Source organism: Thiocapsa sp., from assembly GCF_018399035.1.
Taxonomy (GTDB): Bacteria; Pseudomonadota; Gammaproteobacteria; order Chromatiales; family Chromatiaceae; genus Thiocapsa.
The window spans coordinates 2,369,063-2,386,801 of record NZ_CP073760.1 but is presented as its reverse complement, the minus strand read 5'-3'; the positions used below and the strand labels follow the sequence as shown (position 1 = coordinate 2,386,801).

Annotated in this window: 16 protein-coding genes; 6 read left to right on the top strand and 10 right to left on the bottom strand. The window is 64.8% G+C overall.

The window, feature by feature from the left end:
* Nucleotides 1-85 precede the first annotated feature (85 nt).
* Complete coding sequence (locus KFB96_RS10880) at nucleotides 86-1,528, top strand: TldD/PmbA family protein (RefSeq protein WP_213465239.1); 1,443 nt, start codon at nucleotides 86-88, stop codon at nucleotides 1,526-1,528.
* Nucleotides 1,525-2,844 (top strand): metallopeptidase TldD-related protein, encoded by a 1,320-nt coding sequence (locus KFB96_RS10875; RefSeq protein WP_213461660.1) that lies wholly within the window; start codon nucleotides 1,525-1,527, stop codon nucleotides 2,842-2,844. The genes KFB96_RS10880 and KFB96_RS10875 overlap by 4 nt, the downstream gene beginning before the upstream one ends.
* A gap of 513 nt (nucleotides 2,845-3,357) precedes the next feature.
* On the opposite strand, the gene KFB96_RS10870 is transcribed toward KFB96_RS10875, so the two are convergent.
* Nucleotides 3,358-4,932 (bottom strand): ATP-binding protein, encoded by a 1,575-nt coding sequence (locus KFB96_RS10870; RefSeq protein WP_213461662.1) that lies wholly within the window; start codon nucleotides 4,930-4,932, stop codon nucleotides 3,358-3,360.
* Nucleotides 4,933-4,966: 34 nt separating this feature from the next.
* Complete coding sequence (locus KFB96_RS10865) at nucleotides 4,967-5,218, bottom strand: type II toxin-antitoxin system Phd/YefM family antitoxin (RefSeq protein ID WP_213461664.1); 252 nt, start codon at nucleotides 5,216-5,218, stop codon at nucleotides 4,967-4,969.
* A 144-nt stretch (nucleotides 5,219-5,362) separates the two neighbouring features.
* Here KFB96_RS10865 and KFB96_RS10860 point away from each other — a divergent pair, with 144 nt between their 5' ends.
* Nucleotides 5,363-5,959, top strand: coding sequence for a hypothetical protein (locus KFB96_RS10860; RefSeq protein WP_213461666.1), 597 nt, complete (start codon nucleotides 5,363-5,365; stop codon nucleotides 5,957-5,959).
* Nucleotides 5,960-6,191: 232 nt separating this feature from the next.
* Here the strand turns inward: KFB96_RS10860 and KFB96_RS10855 are convergent, their stop codons facing one another.
* The 3 genes from KFB96_RS10855 to KFB96_RS10845 all read right to left on the bottom strand — a co-directional run bounded on the left by KFB96_RS10855 (nucleotide 6,192) and on the right by KFB96_RS10845 (nucleotide 7,593).
* Entirely contained in the window at nucleotides 6,192-6,677 is a 486-nt protein-coding gene (locus KFB96_RS10855) for a transposase (RefSeq protein WP_300971571.1), read from the bottom strand.
* A gap of 318 nt (nucleotides 6,678-6,995) precedes the next feature.
* Nucleotides 6,996-7,358, bottom strand: coding sequence for a helix-turn-helix transcriptional regulator (locus KFB96_RS10850; RefSeq protein WP_213461670.1), 363 nt, complete (start codon nucleotides 7,356-7,358; stop codon nucleotides 6,996-6,998).
* The gene (locus tag KFB96_RS10845; protein ID WP_213461672.1) at nucleotides 7,342-7,593 is read right to left on the bottom strand and encodes a type II toxin-antitoxin system RelE/ParE family toxin; all 252 of its coding nucleotides are present in this window, start codon (nucleotides 7,591-7,593) and stop codon (nucleotides 7,342-7,344) included. The genes KFB96_RS10850 and KFB96_RS10845 overlap by 17 nt, the downstream gene beginning before the upstream one ends.
* Before the next feature lie 509 nt (nucleotides 7,594-8,102).
* Here KFB96_RS10845 and gdhA point away from each other — a divergent pair.
* Nucleotides 8,103-9,452, top strand: coding sequence for an NADP-specific glutamate dehydrogenase (gdhA, locus tag KFB96_RS10840; protein WP_213461674.1), 1,350 nt, complete (start codon nucleotides 8,103-8,105; stop codon nucleotides 9,450-9,452).
* A 62-nt stretch (nucleotides 9,453-9,514) separates the two neighbouring features.
* Here gdhA and KFB96_RS10835 read toward each other — a convergent pair whose 3' ends face one another.
* The 4 genes from KFB96_RS10835 to KFB96_RS10820 all read right to left on the bottom strand — a co-directional run bounded on the left by KFB96_RS10835 (nucleotide 9,515) and on the right by KFB96_RS10820 (nucleotide 14,703).
* Nucleotides 9,515-9,853 carry a hypothetical protein gene (locus KFB96_RS10835; protein ID WP_213461676.1) on the bottom strand — a complete coding sequence of 113 codons (339 nt, stop codon included), beginning with the start codon at nucleotides 9,851-9,853 and terminating at the stop codon, nucleotides 9,515-9,517.
* Between the two features lie 357 nt (nucleotides 9,854-10,210).
* Nucleotides 10,211-12,829: a PEP/pyruvate-binding domain-containing protein gene (locus KFB96_RS10830; RefSeq protein ID WP_213462856.1), complete on the bottom strand. Its 2,619-nt coding sequence runs from the start codon at nucleotides 12,827-12,829 to the stop codon at nucleotides 10,211-10,213.
* Between the two features lie 59 nt (nucleotides 12,830-12,888).
* The gene (locus KFB96_RS10825; RefSeq protein WP_213461678.1) at nucleotides 12,889-13,545 is read right to left on the bottom strand and encodes a thiol:disulfide interchange protein DsbA/DsbL; all 657 of its coding nucleotides are present in this window, start codon (nucleotides 13,543-13,545) and stop codon (nucleotides 12,889-12,891) included.
* A 177-nt stretch (nucleotides 13,546-13,722) separates the two neighbouring features.
* A complete protein-coding gene (locus tag KFB96_RS10820; protein WP_213462857.1) occupies nucleotides 13,723-14,703 on the bottom strand; it encodes an alpha/beta hydrolase in 981 nt (326 codons plus the stop codon).
* Nucleotides 14,704-14,859: 156 nt separating this feature from the next.
* Between KFB96_RS10820 and KFB96_RS10815 the strand changes: the two genes are divergently transcribed.
* Both KFB96_RS10815 and KFB96_RS10810 read left to right on the top strand, forming a co-directional pair.
* Nucleotides 14,860-15,741 carry an ABC transporter ATP-binding protein gene (locus KFB96_RS10815; RefSeq protein WP_213461680.1) on the top strand — a complete coding sequence of 294 codons (882 nt, stop codon included), beginning with the start codon at nucleotides 14,860-14,862 and terminating at the stop codon, nucleotides 15,739-15,741.
* A 282-nt stretch (nucleotides 15,742-16,023) separates the two neighbouring features.
* Nucleotides 16,024-17,061 carry an ABC transporter permease gene (locus KFB96_RS10810; RefSeq protein ID WP_213461682.1) on the top strand — a complete coding sequence of 346 codons (1,038 nt, stop codon included), beginning with the start codon at nucleotides 16,024-16,026 and terminating at the stop codon, nucleotides 17,059-17,061.
* A gap of 21 nt (nucleotides 17,062-17,082) precedes the next feature.
* On the opposite strand, the gene KFB96_RS10805 is transcribed toward KFB96_RS10810, so the two are convergent.
* Nucleotides 17,083-17,478 carry a septal ring lytic transglycosylase RlpA family protein gene (locus tag KFB96_RS10805; RefSeq protein WP_213461684.1) on the bottom strand — a complete coding sequence of 132 codons (396 nt, stop codon included), beginning with the start codon at nucleotides 17,476-17,478 and terminating at the stop codon, nucleotides 17,083-17,085.
* Nucleotides 17,479-17,739: the final 261 nt, after the last annotated feature.

The window sequence follows — 17,739 nt, the reverse complement described above, 5'->3', positions numbered from 1 at the left end:
CGAGTCGGGCTCGGCATACGGTTGACAGCGGGAGCGCGGCTCGACGAGAGTGACCCGATTCGATTCAATACGGCAGGATCTCCTTATGGACGAACTTTGCGACGTCGCCGATCTGTTCTTGAGCACGGCTCCGGCCTGCGACTACTGGACCCTGCGTCTGGTCGCGGAGGAGCAGGATCATTTGGAGGTTCGTCAGGGCGTCGTCGAGCCGAGTCGACTGACATCGATCGCGGGCGCCATGGTCACCCTCGTCAAGGGCGGCGGCATCGGCTACGGCGCAACCAGCGATCTCGGCGCCGCCGGGCTGCGCGCCGCGGCCGAGCGGGCGGCCGGCTGGGCGCAGGTCCATGCCCGGCTCGGACTCTTCGAGGCCGGAATCTATCCGCGCAGCAGCACCCGTGCGGACTATCGCACGCCGATCGAGGAGCCCTGGTCGACGCTGCCGATCGGGGAGAAGCTCGACATCCTGCAGGCCGCCAACGACGCCTTGGCGATCGACGAGCGGATCGTCGACTGGTCGGCCTGGCTGGCGCGCCGCCGGGTATCGCAGCTCTTGATCACGAGCGACGGCGGGCGTGTCTCGCAGGTTCTGGATTATGTGCATCCGGGCCTGGTCGCGGTGGCCAATGCAGGCAGCCAGACTCAGCGTAGGCATGGGGGCGGCTCGGACGGCTCGCAGCAGGGCGGTCTGGAGCGGATCGTCGCCGTGCGTCTGCTCGAGGACGCCCCGCGCGTGGCCGAGGAGGCGCTTGCCCTTCTGGATGCCCCGGAATGTCCGGCGGACACGCGTGACCTTGTCCTGCTGCCGAGCCAGATGGTGCTGCAGATCCACGAGAGCATCGGCCATCCGCTGGAGCTCGACCGCATCTTGGGCGACGAGCGCAACTATGCCGGCACCAGCTTCGTCACGCCCGGCATGTTCGGTCGCTACCGCTACGGCTCGGAGTTGTTGAACGTCACCTTCGATCCGACCGTGCCGATGGAGCTGGTCTCGGGTGTCGCCGACGACGAGGGTGCGCCCGCCGCGCGTGAATATCTCATCCGTCGCGGCATCCTGGAGCGTCCGCTCGGCGGGGCCTTGTCCCAAGCGCGCGCCGGCTTGCCCGGGACGGCGAACACGCGCGCGAGCAGTTGGGATCGCCCGCCGATCGACCGCATGGGCAACATCAACCTGGAGCCGGGGGAGGGCAGTCTCGCCGATCTAATCGCGCAGGTGGAGCGGGGTGTGCTGATGGACACGAACCGCTCCTGGTCGATCGACGACAGCCGCAACAAGTTCCAGTTCGGCTGCGAGCTGGGTCGGCTGATCGAAGACGGTGAGCTCAAAGGGCTGGTGCGCAACCCCGGCTATCGCGGCATCTCGGCGAGCTTCTGGCGCAGCCTCGACGGCGTCGGCGGCCCGGAAAGCCTGGAGATCCGCGGGGTGTGCAACTGCGGCAAGGGCGAGCCGAATCAATCGGTCTATGTCGGTCATGCCACGCCGCCCTGTCTGTTTCGGGACGTCGCGGTCTTCGGAGGTGGCGAATGAACGCCGATGCCTTTTTCGCCTTGGCCGCGCGTCTGAACGTCGATCTGCACGGCGCCGAGATCCTCTTTTCCAACCTCTCCAACGAGTCGTCGGACTTCGTGCGACTCAATCGCAACCGGGTCCGTCAGGCCGGGCATGTCGGCTCGACCGCCTTGGACTTGACCCTGATCGAGGGCTCCCGACAGGTCGAAGGCGGCTGTGATTTGAGCGGCGATTCGACCGAGGATCAGGCCCGCGCGCGGCGGTTGCTCGCCCGACTGCGCGAGCGCCTGGCGCACGTCCCGGACGATCCCTATCTGAGTTATTCAACCGAGCCGTCCGAGAGCGACCAGTGCGGCGACGCACGACTCCCGCACGCCGCCGAGGCGATCGGCGAGCTCATCGCGTCCGCCGACGAGATGGACCTGGTCGGGATCTGGGCCAGCGGCGAGATCGCCGAGGGGCTCGCAAGCTCGATCGGGCACCGCCACTGGCATGCGAGCGCCAGCTTCAACCTGGATTGGAGCTGTTATCTGGAGGCGGACAAGGCGGTCAAATCCGCCTACAGCGGGTTCGACTGGGATCCGGCGATCCTGCGCGGCAAGCTCGAGGCGATGCGCGAGGGGCTGCACATCATGTCCCGCCCGGCACGCATCCTGGAGCCGGGGCGCTACCGGGCCTATCTGGCGCCGAGCGCCGTCGGCGAGCTGATGGGCATGCTCGCCTGGGGCGGGTTCGATCTCAAGAGCCACCGTACCCATCAGACCCCGCTGCTCAAGATGGCGCGCGGCGAGCGCGCCTTCGACCCGCGCATCGGGATCCGCGAAGAGCACGACCGCGGTCTCGCACCCCGCTTCACGCCCGAGGGCTTTCCGACGCCGCCGCGCGTTGCATTGGTCGAAGGCGGGCGCTTTGCCGGATGCCTGGTCGACGCACGCTCGGGCAAGGAGTACGGCGAGCCGGTCAACGCCGCGAGCGATGCACCCGGCTCGCTCGGCCTGGATGCGGGGACGCTGGACGCCTCCGAGGTCCCGGGCCAACTCGATACGGGGTTGTGGATCGGCAACCTCTGGTACTGCAACTGGTCCGATCCCAACGACTGCCGCGTCACCGGCATGACCCGCTTCGGCACCTACTGGGTCGAGGCCGGCGAGATCGTTGCCCCGGTGAAGGTCATGCGCTTCGACGACAGCCTCTACCACCTGCTCGGCGATCGTCTGGAGGGGCTGACGCGGGAGCGCGAGCTGCTCCTCTCCGCCGAGACCTACGACGGGCGCTCGACCGACAGCGCGCTGCTGCCCGGGGTGCTGGTGTCGGGGATCGATTTGACGCTGTGAGATGGCGGCTCCCGAGACCCGCAACCGTCGGCAGAGCGTCGTCTCGAGAACGCCTTTACATCGAAGTCCGACTCGTGACACCGCTCCGCGGTGTCACGCATCCCTTGGCGCTCCGCCGATCGACCATGCGTTTAGGTGATTTCCGGGAAAGCATCGACCAACATGGGGCGACTTTAGTCGCCCGGTAAGCATTGGCAACACGCACGGCCGGGATGATCATTCCCGGAAATCGCCTTAAATCGCGTCCGGAGCTAAACCGCGTCCAGAGCGAGATGCTCACTTTCGAGTGAGTTCGAAGTTTGGTGAATCCACGCCCCTTAGCGGGGGGCGCGGTTTAAAATTTTATATTTTTTAATACTTTAAACCGCGCCGGCTCCAGCGTTTGTCAAAACCGCCGGGGCCGATCCCATCCAAAAACATCGCATACCGCACTGGGCGCGGTTTAGATGCGTCGTTTTCATTGTGCGTTTGGCTTCGGAGATATCCTCGATCCCAGTGAGACGCGGTTCAGGGTCAAGCCCGCACCACCGTGATGGTTCGCCCCTGCGGGCCGGTCACCGTCTGGCTGGATGTACGCTCGGCGATCGGCGGCTGATCGGCGCGCCGGTCGAAGATCACCAGCCAGCCGGTCGCAAGCCCCAGCCCGCTCAGATAGCCGTCCAGTTGGATCAACCCCTCCGCCAGCGGGTCCGAGGCGCCGTCGCGCCAGACCTTGAGCTCCATCGCCAGGGTCACCGCGCCATAGCGCAGACAGAGATCCATCCGCCCCAGGCCGATGGCGTATTCGCGCTCCAGGGTTCCGCCGCCGTTGATGACCCGATGCAGAAAGGCCATCAGCACCAGATGCGGGGCAATCTCGTGATAGGAGGCGCTGCCCAGCAGCGGCTGTCCGTGCTGGCGCCAGAAGGCGAGGAAGGCGTCGAGCAGGGCGGCGGGATCAAGGGTACCGTCGGCGTTGAGCCAGGTCGGAGCGATGTGGGGCAGAGAGTCCTGCGGTCCGCTGGCCAGAGCGCGCGGCAGCACTTCGCGGTAGATCGGATTGGCGACCACCAGTCCACCCGAACCGTCGCGGCGCAGCAGTCCCAGATCGATCAGGTACTGGCGATCATCCTCGGAGGCCTCGCCCGGCAACGTACCGGCGAGCATCGGCTCGATCACCCGGCGTACCCGCGGTTCCTGCAATTTGTGGGCAAGCTGATCGAGATGGGTGACGCGCTCCAGGATCATCGCCTCTTTGGCCTGGTCGATGAGCTCGATCCTGATCGGACGGCTGCGGTCGCGGCCCTCGCGCAGCTCGAAGCAGGCACGGTAGGCCAGGGCGTTGACCAGCCAGGGCTGGCCTTGCGTGAGCGCCCACACCCGGTCCAGCGCCTCGGGGGTGAAGACCTGCCCGGTCTCGGCGGTATGCTCCAGCAGTAAGGTGCGCACCTCATCGGCGGTGAAGTCGCCCAGCCGTAGCGACTTGGCTTTGATGTTGAAGGCGCTGCCGCCGGTGATGGGCGCGTTCTCGGAGCTGGCGTGGATGCGGTAATCGCGCAGGTCGCGCACGCCGCACAGGATCACGGTCTGCGGGAAGCCCTCCGGACGCTGGGTGTAACCGGCGCGCAACTGGCGCAGCAGCGCGATCAGGGTATCGCCGACCAGCGCGTCGACCTCGTCGAGCAGCAGCACCAGCGGCTGAGGACTGTGAAGGCACCAGCGCTCGAGCAACGCGTTCAGCACACCATCGGCTCCGTGTGCCGGCCAGACCGCCTCGGTCCATTCGTACAGCCGCTCCTCGCCCAGATAACGCCGCGCCGCGCCGCCGATGGCCCCGCAGATGGCGCGCATACCGCGTGCCACATCCTCGCGCGCGGTCTGGGCGATCTCCAGATTGGCATAGACGGCGCGATACTGCCCCGCCCGGTTCAGATGCTCGGCCAGCGCCAGCAGGCAGGTGGTCTTGCCGGTCTGGCGCGGTGCATGGAGCAGAAAGTATTTCTTCTGCTCGATCAGGCGGAGAATCTCGTCGAGATCCCACCGACTCAAGGGCGGCAGACTGTAATGATCCTCCGAGCGAATCGGACCTTCGGTGTTGAAAAAACGCATCTCGGGATCTCTCCACGCAGGAGTCGGTAGTGCCTCATTCCGCGAGCGCTCGCTCGGCGCCGCCGCCGGCTTCGAGCTCCGCAATCGACTCCAGGAGGCGGCGCGCATTGGTCGGGCTGCGCAAGAGGTAAGCGGTTTCTTCGAGGGCCTCGAAGTCTTCCAGCGACATCATGACCACCGAGCGAGAATTTTTCCGGGTGACAATGATCGGGGCATGGTCGTCGCAGACCCGTTCCATCGTCTCGGCCAGCCTGCGTCGGATCTCGGTATAGGTCATGGTATTCATCGGATTGCCCCTCGCTACTGTACAGGTTACTGTACGACGAGAGGCCATGTGATGCAATGTCGAGACAGGCCGCAACGCTAGCGCCGGTCGCGCCTTCTGGGCCGGAAGGAAAAACCCCTGCAAGGCCAGTTTCTCAGCGAGGTGATGGACCGGCTGCTCGGCTTTCGCCAGCTCGTCGGCGCCGAGGGCGCGCACCACAGGGAACCCGAGACCAGCTCCGGGACGGTGAAGGGCTATCGGCCTCCGGATGCCCGTCTCGGCTGGTTCGGGTCCACCGTGGATCTCACCCGCGCAGTCCTGGAGCTGAAGGCGCCGGGCGCGGATCTCGACGCCAAGCAGGGCGCCGGCTACGGCAAGCTCACGCCGGTGGAGCAGGCGTTCGGCTATGCCGCCAAGGTCGACGGCTGCCGCTGGGTCATCGTCAGCAACTTCATCGAGCTGCGGCTCTATCGCACCGGACCTGATCACCCGCTTCATGGTCGCACGGACCATCGGCGGCTGGCTGGCCGAGCGTCATGCGCAGATCGAGGCCCGGCATCGCACCGGCCAGCCCGGCCCCCTGTCGAACGAGACCCGACCGACACCCACGCCCGCTACGCCGGTCCCATGCAACAGCGCGCCGCCGAGATCCGCGCACTCGAACGCCGCCTCTCCGCTCTGGTGAATCAGGCGTACCGCCTGAGCGACGACGATATCGCACTCATCCGGCGCACCGCGCCGCCGCGGATGCCGGGCGACTGACTCTCCGATGCGGTGAACGACGGCGGCATACGGCGCTCTATTTTCTGTCCCGATACGGGATCGGAAATGAGCCCACCGGCGTCCTCGCGATCTTTGCGGAGCGCGGCACTGTATGGGAGGGCTGGGTATCAGATGCCGCTGAAATCCGCGGCACAAGCCGCTGAATTAACTCGTGACACCGCTCTGCGGTGTCACGCGTCGATTGGCGCTCCGCGCCCCGTCCGAGAACGGATCACCAATCCCTGAAGACATCAATCAACCCCGCGCGCCCGGCATAACAGCGCGCGCTCGACCAGCGCCAATGCTCCGGATCATCCACAAAACCCCTCTTGACCGGATTGTTGTGAATGTACTCCAGCTTCTGCCGCAGCATGACGTCCCCCTCGATGCATTCCGGATGGGATCCCTCTTGCCAGAGCTGATACGAGCGATCACTGCGCCTCGCCTTGAACGTGAACCCCATGCGATCCAGCAGCCGTCTTGCCCCCTTCTCCTCAAGCAAATCAATGAGTTTTCTGGCCGAGTAGGATTTGAAGCGCTTCCACACATCCGGCAGGTTCGGCGCTTGAGCGACGGCATGCAGGTGGTTTTCCAGCACGACAAAGCCGTAGATGCGAAGCTCGGCATGCTTCTGCAGGTACGACCAAGAGTCGAACACTACTTGCACGGTTTCGGGTCGAGTGAAGATGGACAGCCACTCGACGACGGTGCACGTCAAGAAATGTGGGTGATCCTGCGAGGCGAAACGGTAGCGTGTCCGAGCCATTGGCCTGCCGAGAAGATTGTGTTTCCCTGCGCTCTACACGATCTGTTGTTTTATTGTGTGCTGTTGCACGTGGCGCGGAGCGCCAAGGGATTCGTGACACCGCAGAGCGGTGTCACGAGAACAGGAATCGGTGTCACGAGACAGGAACGCCGAGCGGCTAAAGTGACGCGCCTTGGCCTGTGCATCGATGCGTGCGCTTTGCAAAGACCCGCTGCACGATCTTTCCACAGCGGCAGGTCGAGCGACCCGAGTCACGGGGTGAGGATGACATCAGCCGTCGTCATCGTCCGCTTCGCCCTCCCACAGCAGATCCGCCATGACGTCCATCGCGTTGGAGAGGCGCAGCAGCGTGTCGGCGCGGGGGATGCCCTTGCCCGACTCGAACCGTGCGACCTGCGCCTGCGTGACCCCGGCGCGGCGGGCCAACTCGCGCTGGCTCCAACCCAGCCAGCGGCGCCACGCCTTGAGCAGGCTGTAGCCCTGAAGCACATTCAGCTTGACCACCTCATGCGGCAGGGTGGAGCGTTTCTCGCCTTGGCGGGTCAGCAGCGCCTCGTACTGCGCCATCGGCAGCACGGCAAACGCCGGCTTGCCGTCGTGGTGAATGATCTGTACCTCAGTAGGTGCGTTCATCGCGCTTCTTGACCTCCTCGACCCAACAGATCTCGACGACGCTCTGCACCGTCATCAACACCCGAAACTCCCCCACCCGCAGCCGATGGCTGTAGGCGTGATTGATCAGGGCCTTTACGTCGCAAGGCCGCCCGTCAGCGAAATCCTCGACGGCCGACAGGATCCGCTCGACCGCTTGCGGGTTGCGCAGCTTCTTGAGCTGTTTGCGGGCCTTGTTGCGCCACTCGATCCTCATTCCAAGAGTATACAATAATGTATATATTGTGAAATCTTAAGACATCTAAAACGCATCAATTGCGAACCTTGATAGGGTACACACCTCCCGTTTCAGCTCGTTTCGATGAACAATTCATACCAGACTCGCTAGTGTCTACGGCATGAAAACGGACGATCACAAGGCCCGTAAGGCAACCAAGGCCAAGCTCGCCGCAGCGCTCGGGATCACCGTTGACCAGATGACTTAGGTCATGGTCGCTGGCGCGTCTCGCCGAGGTGACCACCACTTGGCAGCCCCTAAAACTAGCGCCGGCCGCACCGACTCAGGCATGATTGCGGGTCGCCCGGGGTTTGACGCGTCTTGCGCGCGACCTGCTTGTGGCGTGTTTGGCCGGCCGAGCCGGTCTTCCCGGGCGCTGGTTTAGGAGCCGCGATGCTAAAGATGCCTCCGAACCCAGGGTCCCCATCACTGATGTCAACCGCCTGCCGGTCGATCGGCCGGCCGGAGCGGTTTTGGAGGTATTCACCATGGTTGCAGGCCTCGACGAGAAGCTGGAGCCGATCTTTCAGGATGTCTTGCGCCGCAATCCGGGCGAGACCGAGTTTCACCAAGCCGTGCGAGAGGTGCTCGAGACCCTCGGCCCGGTGCTGGTCAAGTATCCGGAACTGGCGGATCAGAAGATCATCCAGCGCATCTGCGAGCCGGAGCGTCAGATCATCTTCCGCGTGCCCTGGCAGGACGACCGCGGTCAGATCCAGATCAACCGCGCCTTCCGGGTGGAGTTCAACAGTGCGCTCGGTCCCTACAAGGGCGGCATGCGCTTCCACCCCTCGGTCTATCTGGGGATCATCAAGTTCCTCGGTTTCGAGCAGATCTTCAAGAACGCACTCACCGGTCTGCCGATCGGCGGCGGCAAGGGCGGCAGCGACTTCGACCCCAAGGGCAAGTCCGACGCCGAGATCATGCGTTTCTGCCAGAGCCTCATGACCGAGCTCTACCGCCACATCGGCGAGCATACCGACGTACCGGCGGGCGATATCGGTGTCGGTGGGCGCGAGATCGGCTATCTCTTCGGCCAGTACAAGCGCATCACCAATCGCTACGAGTCGGGCGTCTTGACCGGCAAGGGCCTGACTTGGGGCGGCAGCCGTGCGCGCACGGAGGCAACGGGTTACGGGGCGATCTTCTTCCTCGAGGAGATGCTCAAGGTCCGCGGCGACTCGATCGAGGGCAAGACCTGCGTGGTCTCGGGCTCGGGCAACGTCGCCATCTACGCCATCGAAAAGGCGCAGGCGCTCGGTGCAAAGGTCATTGCCTGCTCGGACTCCAACGGCGTCGTGGTCGACCATGACGGGATCGATCTGGCCCTGCTCAAGCAGATCAAGGAGGTCGAGCGTCGGCGTCTCAGCGCCTACGTTCAGGAGAAGACCGGCGCGACCTATCTGGAGGACAGCTGTATCTGGAACGTGCCTTGCCAAGTGGCGCTGCCCTGCGCAACGCAGAACGAGCTGACCGCGAAGGATGCCCGGATGTTGGTCAAGAACGGCTGTATCGCGGTCGCCGAAGGCGCCAACATGCCGACCACACCCGAGGGGATCCACGTCCTCATGGACGCCGGCGTCGCCTTCGGACCCGGCAAGGCGGCCAATGCCGGCGGCGTGGCCACCAGCGCCTTGGAGATGCAGCAGAACGCCAGCCGCGACTCATGGAGCTTCGAGCACACCGAGCAGCGCCTGAAAGAGATCATGGTGAACATCCATCGCAACTGCTACGAGACCAGCGAGGAGTTCGACTCGAAGGGCAACTACGTGGTCGGCGCGAACATCGCCGGCTTCCTGAAGGTCGGCCACGCGATGGCGGCGTTGGGGTTGGTCTAATCGAGTTTGGTCCACCGGGCGTCCCGGGCGGCCTGCATGCCGCGCGCGGGCGCTCGGGTGGGTTAAATCAGTTTCGCCACCTTCAACAAGACACCGACTACGATGGTCGTCTGCAGGACGCCCACGCCGACGACCCAGCGGGTCAGGTCTGCTTTGGTCTCGGCGAGCTTGGCTTCGAGCTTCAGCTCCGTTTCTCGGATGTCGCGTTTCAGTTCAACCCGTAAGGACTCGATGTCGCGTTGCAGGTTGCTTTCGTGTTCGGCAACCTCCGCCTTGGTCGCCATTTGCCGACCCAGGATTTCGGCAAGAGCGCGCGCTTGAGTCTCGGCTTGCTGGGCGCTGAAACCGCCCGCCTTGAGGGCGTCCGCGTAGGCCAGGGTGTCGAGTATGAAGGCGGTCATGGTGAGCGTCCCTAATCGGTTTCGGTTAGATCCAGCCGCCGCGCGGGGCGTGCCATGACCGCCGCAGCGGCATCACCCAGCGGGTGACCCAACCGGATGCGCCAAACGTCTGTTTACTCCGTAGGTTGCACGGTGCACGAAGCGGTCAACTGCTCTTTCTAGGTTAAAGACCCCTGACGTCTTCTTGATCTCCGTCCCGAGCGCTGGATCGAGATTGACCCGATCGACGTCTCCCCGGCTGTGCACATAAGGACAGATCTCGGATTCTCCATGCCTTCCGTGTCTCCGTGAGAGGCATTTCGAGCTGGAGCCAGTGTCAAAGGATCGGCGGCAAGGTGGTGCCGCCGAGCGCGGCCCTCACCCCGCCGCCTGATAACACACCAACCGCTGACACAAGACATCCGCCACCAGGCGCAGACCGGTGTCGCGGACATCGAGCCAGGTGAGGGCCGCCGCGACGGCGTCGTCCGGCGGATCTTCAAGGTCGAGCGGCAGTCGAGTGGATGCCGGCAGGGCGCTCAGCCAGGCGGGGTTGTAGCTGGCCTCGCCGAGGTGCGGGAAGAGGGCGACGTAGGCGATCTGGGATTCGACGAGATCCTGGAAGAAGTGCGAGCCGAAGGATAGATCCGGCACCATGCCGTCGCCGAGCTCGGCGACCTCGGCGATGACGGCGACCCGGCTGATGTCCGAGAAGCGGATCGGCACGCCGAGCTCGGGTGAGCTGGTGCCCCAGCGGCCGGGGCCGATCAGCAGGGTGGGGCAGTCGTCGCGATCGGCGATGCGGCGGTTGAGCTGTCCGACCAGGCGGGCGACGGCGAACTTCTGCACCGTGGTCAGGGCGCTGTAGCGCGGGCCGTCGACATGGATGATGCGGGCGATCGGCTGGTCGATGTTGCCGCCCATGAAATGGCCGTCGGTCGCGAAGAAGAGCCGCCGGCTCGGCACCTCGCCCGGGAGCTCGACGCGTTGGTTGAGACCGAGGGTCTGCAGCGGTCGGCACTGGACGAGACTGAACGAGGGTGTGCCGTCGTCGGCGAGATGCAGGGTGAATTCGACGTCGATCGGGTAGGCGTAGGCGGATTCCAGGGTCCGGAGCAGGCGCTGCATCAGCTCGACGAACGGGGTCTCGCGCAGGAGCGGTGTGAAGGTCAGGCGCCAGACGGGGTTGCCGCCGGTGCGCTCGCGCGCGCGCTGCGTCGCCTCGCGGTCGAGCTCGGCGCACCAGCGCAGCGGCAGCTCAGGGTCGCTCGTCAGGTGTCTCACGGCGAGCGAGCGTAACCGGTTTTCCGAGATGTCGAGTACGTCGATGTCGTGCTGGGAGAAGCGCACGGCGTCGTCGCGATCGCGGAAGGGGCGTTTGTGGGGCTGATCCAAGGCCACTACGCAGGCGTGATCGCCCTCGATGCGGTCGACCGCGCGGGTGCCGAGACCCATCACCAGACGGACCATGCCGGCGGTCGGGTCCATGGACTCTTCCCAGACGAAGGTGTTGCGCGACACGCCCACACCGGCAGCATCCGGGAAGTAGTAGCGCCCGTGATAGCGCCCGCAGACGCGTTGCAGGAGCAGCGCCATCGGCTCTTCGAGGTCGGCCAACCCGCGTTGGCGGCGGTAGGTGAGGGCGTCCTCGCTCATGGTGCTGGCGAAGACGCGGCAGATCGCCTCTTCGAGCTGGGCTAGCCGTTGCTCGGGCGAGCCTTGGTTGACGAGGAAGAGGCTCTCGTATTTGCCGGCGAAGGCGTTGCCGAAGCCGTCTTCGAGCAGGCTGCTCGAGCGCACCAGGATCGGATACTGCCCGAAATAATCGAGCATCCGCTCGAGCTCCGAGCGGACTTCTTCCGGAAGCCGGCCGCGCAGCATGTCCTCGCGCAGCGACTGGGCCTCGGTGAAATAGCCTGCCTCGGTGCGCTGGCGCATGATCCTGGGCCACCAGCCGTTGTGCACCAGGTAGGAGTAATAGACGTCGGACCCGAGAAAGAAGGAGTCATGCGGCTCGAGATGACGCTCCCAGCGCTCGGGGTCGTCCTGCAACAGGATGCTGCGCGCCAGCAGCATCCCGACCGCCTTGCCGCCGATATAGCCGCTGCCGATCATGCGTGCCCGGATCTCGAGGAGGTCCTGCAGGCCGAGATAGCGGCGCGCAAGGGCGATGATGCGCTCGTCGCGGCTGATCAGGACCTGATAGAGCTGCTCGAGCACCGCGCGGCGTCGCTCGCCGTCGGCGTCGTGGTTCAGGACCTCGGCGGCATCGAGAAAGAGTCGGTCCCAGTAGTCGAGCTGGCGCTGCGTGGTCTCGCCTTTACGGCGTTCGAGATCCGCATGAAGCCGGGTTGCGTCGCTGCTGTCGACCACCGGAAAGAATGCCTCGCCCCGGTGGATGTGCGGCAAGAACATGGTCGGGGAGTGGCGCTGCCACACCTTGACGGGTTGCACGTAACAGCCGGTCTCGGCGCGTCTGACATCGATCAGGACCTGCGTGGTCTCGCGGATGCGCGCCATGGTGGTGTAGCAGTGGCTGCGCGAGAGAAGACCGAAATAGGCGACGGTGTCGAGCCGATAGAGATAGGGGCAGATGACCTGGAAGAGGTTGCCGACCATCAAGTCGGTAGCCCAGGCCGAGAGCAGATCGGAGAGACAGTCGAAGACGTAGAAGGCGCCGCGGCCGTAGTCCGTGATCAAGCGGTGGACATGGCAGGTAAATGCCTCGAAACCGCGCAGGGCGTCGATCGAGACGATCTTGATCCCCGGCCCCGGCGCGACCAGCGGCGCATGTCGGCCGAAGCGCAGATAGATGATGGAGCGCTCGCCCGCGACGGCTTGGGCGACGAAGGCGTCGACGAAGCCGCGGTAGTCCTCGATGTCGTCGATCCGCCAGACGACGTTGTCGCCGATGCGCAGGCCGTCGAGGACGCGATCCAGTCCGTCGAGACCGGTGGAGACGCGCTCGGCGCCGACGGCCTCGCCGGGATCCGTCATGTCCGCCGGCGGGTCGGGCTCGGACGCGCGGTGCTCACCGGCGGAGATCGTCGGCTCGGTCAAGTCGCGGCCGTCTGCGCGCGTGCCATGACGATCAGGTCATCGGCGACGGCGAGCATGTCCGGAAAGCCTTTGGCCTGCTGACCGAGCACGATGTACCGACCGCCGACGGTGATCATGGGCACGGCATCGACACGATAGCGCTCGACGAGGGTGTCGCTGCGTTTGATCTGAGTCTCGACCGCGAACGAATTGAACAAGGGCTCGAAGGTCGCGACGTCCACGCCCTTGCTCGCGACCCAGGCGAACACGTCCTTCTCGGTGAAGAGCTTGGTCCGGTCGTGATGCAGTGCGACGAAGACCTCTTGGTTGAGTCGATCCAGGTCGCCGCTGTATTCCAGCGCATAGAAGAGTCGGGCGAGGTTGGTCCAGGCGGCCCGACCGAAGGTCACCGGGACCTGGCGGAAGGTGACGTCCTCCGGCAGCTTGGCGGCCCAGGGCTTGATGACCAGGTTCAGATCCATGCAATGCGGGCAGCCGTAGGAGAAGAATTCGAGGACATCGATCTTGTCGGGAGCCGCTCCGGGCTGCGGCGGCGAGACCGCGCGCCAGTCGCGACCCTCGACCAGGTTGGCGGCGGCGGTATGCAGCGGGAGCATTGCGGCACCGAGGGCGCCGATCATCGTTTGGGTAAAGCGACGACGGGTGAAGGCCATGCTGGATCTCCGGTCGGGATGAGTGAGGTGGTGATTCGATATGATCGTGTGTCGATTTGGCCGGTGATGATATGTCCCCGGCACGGCTTGTGTCAGTACCGTCATCTTGTCCGCCGTAGGTTGTGCCGAGCCGAGCGAGGCACAACTTCCCTGCGGGCGGCGCTGCGCTTCCTATCGTCAGCGCAACCTACCGCGGCTTGCCGCACAAAATGCGCTCGCCCTCGGCCCATGCGGCGATGTTTCCTCGCCCGACGGCAGCGGGGCATCGGGATCCGCCAGCCAGGCGGCGATGTCGGTGCGCACCCGTGCCCCTTGGCGGTCGCGCGGGAGCATGTGCCAGCCGTGCTCGTAGAGAACGAACGTCAGACCCGGATCCTTGACGGGTAGTTTCGCCAGGAACCGGCAAAAGGCATTTTTGGGGATGATCTCGTCCTGCTCTCCGTAGAGCAGCAGGGCAGGGGTCTGCAGTCGGCCCGCTGTGGCTTGCGCCCGGTCCATCAGGTCGGTGATCCCCCAGAGGGCATCGACCCGGGTCGCCTTGATGACGAGCGGATCCTTGCCCATCGCCTGCAGCATCTCGATATGGTCGGACGGGCTGAGACGGATGCCTTCGCCGGTCAGCTTCAGCCAGGGCAGTGTGCGCACGGCGCCGTCCAGGGCGAGGCGTTGATACCAGGGCATGGTGTCGCGCGACCAGACGGCGGGGGCGATCAGGATGAGGCCGTCGACCGGCAGCGGCCCCTGTGCCGTTGCGGTCAGGACGACGGCACCGCCCATGCTCTCGCCGGCGACATAGAGACGGGCATCGGGATGGCGCGCACGCAGCAGATCGACCAGGTTGCGCAGATCCGCGGCAAGCCGGTCACTGCCGTGCCAGCGCCCGGGCAAGGCGGCGGTGCCGAAACCGCGCTGGTCGACCGCGTAGGTGGTGATGCCCGCAGCGGCAAGCTCGCGGCCCAGGGGGGCGAAGGCGTTCGCGTAGTCGTTGAAGCCGTGCAGCCCGAGCACAATTATTCTCGGCGCCGAGGCGCCGGTCCAGACGCGCAGGGGCAGACGATAGCCGTCGTCCATCCGTGCATGGTCGACGCCGAGGGCGGGCGACCCGGTGTCCGGGTCAGGGGATTCGACGATGTTCGGGGAGGCGCAGGCAGTGAGCATGAGGACGGAGATTAGGGCGGCGAGGGCGTTGGTCCAGAGCGAGCCGGCGATGGTTGTCGGCAGTGTATTCGGGCTCGCGGAGTATTGGGCGGAGTATCGGACCCCGTCCGGGCTCGTCCCGTCGTGCTCGGAACGAAGCGCGTATACTCCCCCGCTGTGACTATCCTGCTCGAAGCCCATGATCTCGTCCGGCTCTATCCTGGTGTGCGCGCCGTGGATGGTATCGGTTTTCGTGTCGAAGCCGGTCAGTGTTTCGGGCTCTTGGGTCCGAACGGGGCCGGGAAGACGACGACCTTGGAGATGCTGGAGGGGATCCAGACCCCGACCTCGGGCACCGTGCTTTATCGTGGCCGGCCGCTCGACCGTGCCTACCGCGAATCGGTCGGCATCCAGTTTCAGGCGACCGCGCTGCAGGACTTTCAGACGGTGCGCGAGTCGCTCGCCATGTTTGCGACCCTCTACCGGCGCACCGCGGACCGCGAGGAGCTGATCCGGCTCTGCAATCTTGCGGAGATCCTGGATCGGGACACGCGCAAGCTCTCGGGCGGTCAGCGTCAGCGACTGCTGTTGGCCATCGCCTTGGTCAACGACCCGGACCTGGTGTTTCTCGACGAGCCGACGACCGGTCTGGATCCGCAGTCCAGACGTAACTTCTGGGGTCTGATCGAGACGGTGCGTCGGCGCGGCAAGACCATCGTCTTGACCACGCATTATATGGAAGAGGCCGAGCGGCTCTGCGATCGGATTGCGATCGTTGATCACGGGCGGATCATCGCCGAGGGTCAGCCTGCGCGTCTGGTTCGGGATCATTTCCCGGCCACCGTGATTCGCCTGCCCGAGTCTGCATGGCCCGTCGGGGCTGCACTTCCGCCGACGGCCGAGCGGCGCGACGGGACCATCGAGCTTTTTGCCGAGGAGGTCCCGCCGATGTTGGCCGAGATCGAGCGCGTCGGGGCCGATCTGACGGATCTGCGGGTGGCGACGCCGAATTTGGAAGACCTCTTTCTGAAACTGACCGGGCATGATCTGCGCTCTTAAACCGCGCCGGGCGCGGTACGCGATGTTTTTCGGGATGGGATCGGCCTGGGCAGACTTCACGACCGCTGGAGTATGCGCGGTTTAAGATATTGAAAAATATATTATTATAAATCGCATCCCCGCCAAGGGTCGTGGATACACCAATTGTCGATCTCACTCCTAGAATGCGCGTCTCGCACTGGACGCCGTTTAGGTCCGTGGGGTTCGGGCTTGCTCGATCCCTCGGTCTCGATCGTACGGCCTCGATCCTGCGGATTCTCGTCCAAACACCCGGAACATCTCATGTGGCGCCGTATCCTGACCATCCTCGTCGCGCGTAACCGCGAGTTCTATCGTGATCGGGCCGGCCTGTCATGGAACATCCTGATGCCGATTATGATGGTGCTGGCCTTTGCCTTCATCTTCACCGACGCGTCGCGAGACGTCTTCAAGGTCGGCGTCATCGCGGACGGCGCCGAATTACCGGTCGCGACCTTCCCCTTCCTGCAGACCCGCCATGTCCAGTTTATCCCGGTCACGGATTCGACGGCGGCGATCGGGAAGGTGGAGCGCCATCAGCTGGACCTCTTGGTGGACCCGAGCGAGACACCGCGCTATTGGGTGAATTCGGATTCGGCCAACGGCTATCTGGTCGAGCGTCTCTTGCTCGGTTCAGGCGGGGCTGGCGGTCAGGGCGAGACAGCGGGTGTGATTCCGGAGCGGGTGAGCGTCAGCGGTGCCGCCCTGCGCTATGTCGACTGGGTGCTGCCCGGCGTGCTGGCGATGAACATCATGTTTTCCAGTCTCTGGGGTGTCGGCTGGGTGATCGTGCGCTACCGCAAGAACGGCGTGCTGCGTCGCCTGAAGGCAACGCCGCTGAGTCCGTGGGAGTTTCTCACCGCCCAGGTGTTCTCGCGTTTGCTGGTGGTTCTGGGGGCGAGCCTGGTGGTCTATATCGGGGCCAGTCTGTTGCTGGACTTCCCGATGCACGGCTCCTACCTTGCGCTGCTGCTGGTCTATGTGGCCGGTGCGCTCTGTTTGATCAGCCTCGGACTGATCGTCTCGTCACGCCTGCGCACGGAGGAGGTCGCGGACGGCCTGCTCAACCTCATCTCCTGGCCGATGCTGCTGCTCTCGGGGGTGTGGTTCTCGATGGAGGGGGCCAGCGGCGCGGCCCAGATCCTGTCCCGGTTCTTGCCGCTGACCCATGTCGTGGAAGGTGCGCGGGCCGTCATGATCGACGGCGCCGGTGTGCTTCAGGTGCTTCCCCAGATCGGCATGCTGGCCGGTCTCGCACTCCTCTTCCTGACCCTCGCGGCCTGGATGTTTCGATGGGAGTGAAGGGGGATGGATGAGGTCGGATCAGGAGCCGCGCGCCTTCGGAACGCTCAAGACCTCGACCTCGACCTTTGCCAGACCCTTCTTGATCATCCCCAGCTCGCGTGCGGCGCTGCGGGAAAGATCGATGATCCGGCCTTTCACGAAGGGGCCGCGGTCGTTGACCTTGACGACGATGCTCTTGCCGGTCTTGGTGTCCGTCACCCGGACCTTGCTGCCGAGGGGGAGGGTCTTGTGTGCTGCGCTGGGGATGTTCTTGTTGTAGATCGCGCCGCTTGCGGTCTTCCGACCATGGAGGCTGTCGTGGTAGTAGGAGGCGATGCCCTTTTGAGCATGCCCCGGCTTGACGCGTGCCTCGGCATTCGGGCCCGAGACGAGAAGAAACACCCCGAGCGAGGCGAAGATGAGCGTTTTGTTCATAAGCAGGACCGTTTCTGCAATCGGCCGGCGGGCGCCACGGGCGGCGCTTTGGATGCCGGTCAGTTGATAACCTGGCGGGCAGTATAGGGGAAATCACGTATAGGGTAAACCCTATATCGGGAAAACCCGGGTCTCCGTCGGATCACGGTCTACGGTGAGGGGTGAGGGGTGAGGGGTGAGGGGTGAAAGCTAAACCGCGCCCAGTGCGGTATGCGATGTTTTTGGATGGGATCGGCCCCGGCGGATTTCAGAACCGCTGGA

Excerpts from the sequence above, each read along its gene's own strand:
- KFB96_RS10835 (WP_213461676.1), bottom strand. The coding sequence starts at position 9,853 with ATGACCGCCTTCATACTCGACACCCTGGCCTACGCGGACGCCCTCAAG.
- KFB96_RS10880 (WP_213465239.1), top strand. The coding sequence starts at position 86 with ATGGACGAACTTTGCGACGTCGCCGATCTGTTCTTGAGCACGGCTCCG.
- KFB96_RS10850 (WP_213461670.1), bottom strand. The coding sequence starts at position 7,358 with ATGAACGCACCTACTGAGGTACAGATCATTCACCACGACGGCAAGCCG.
- KFB96_RS10875 (WP_213461660.1), top strand. The coding sequence starts at position 1,525 with ATGAACGCCGATGCCTTTTTCGCCTTGGCCGCGCGTCTGAACGTCGAT.
- KFB96_RS10860 (WP_213461666.1), top strand. The coding sequence starts at position 5,363 with ATGGACCGGCTGCTCGGCTTTCGCCAGCTCGTCGGCGCCGAGGGCGCG.
- KFB96_RS10820 (WP_213462857.1), bottom strand. The coding sequence starts at position 14,703 with ATGCTCACTGCCTGCGCCTCCCCGAACATCGTCGAATCCCCTGACCCG.
- KFB96_RS10825 (WP_213461678.1), bottom strand. The coding sequence starts at position 13,545 with ATGGCCTTCACCCGTCGTCGCTTTACCCAAACGATGATCGGCGCCCTC.
- KFB96_RS10810 (WP_213461682.1), top strand. The coding sequence starts at position 16,024 with ATGTGGCGCCGTATCCTGACCATCCTCGTCGCGCGTAACCGCGAGTTC.
- KFB96_RS10805 (WP_213461684.1), bottom strand. The coding sequence starts at position 17,478 with ATGAACAAAACGCTCATCTTCGCCTCGCTCGGGGTGTTTCTTCTCGTC.
- KFB96_RS10865 (WP_213461664.1), bottom strand. The coding sequence starts at position 5,218 with ATGAATACCATGACCTATACCGAGATCCGACGCAGGCTGGCCGAGACG.
- KFB96_RS10870 (WP_213461662.1), bottom strand. The coding sequence starts at position 4,932 with ATGCGTTTTTTCAACACCGAAGGTCCGATTCGCTCGGAGGATCATTAC.
- gdhA (WP_213461674.1), top strand. The coding sequence starts at position 8,103 with ATGGTTGCAGGCCTCGACGAGAAGCTGGAGCCGATCTTTCAGGATGTC.
- KFB96_RS10830 (WP_213462856.1), bottom strand. The coding sequence starts at position 12,829 with ATGACGGATCCCGGCGAGGCCGTCGGCGCCGAGCGCGTCTCCACCGGT.
- KFB96_RS10845 (WP_213461672.1), bottom strand. The coding sequence starts at position 7,593 with ATGAGGATCGAGTGGCGCAACAAGGCCCGCAAACAGCTCAAGAAGCTG.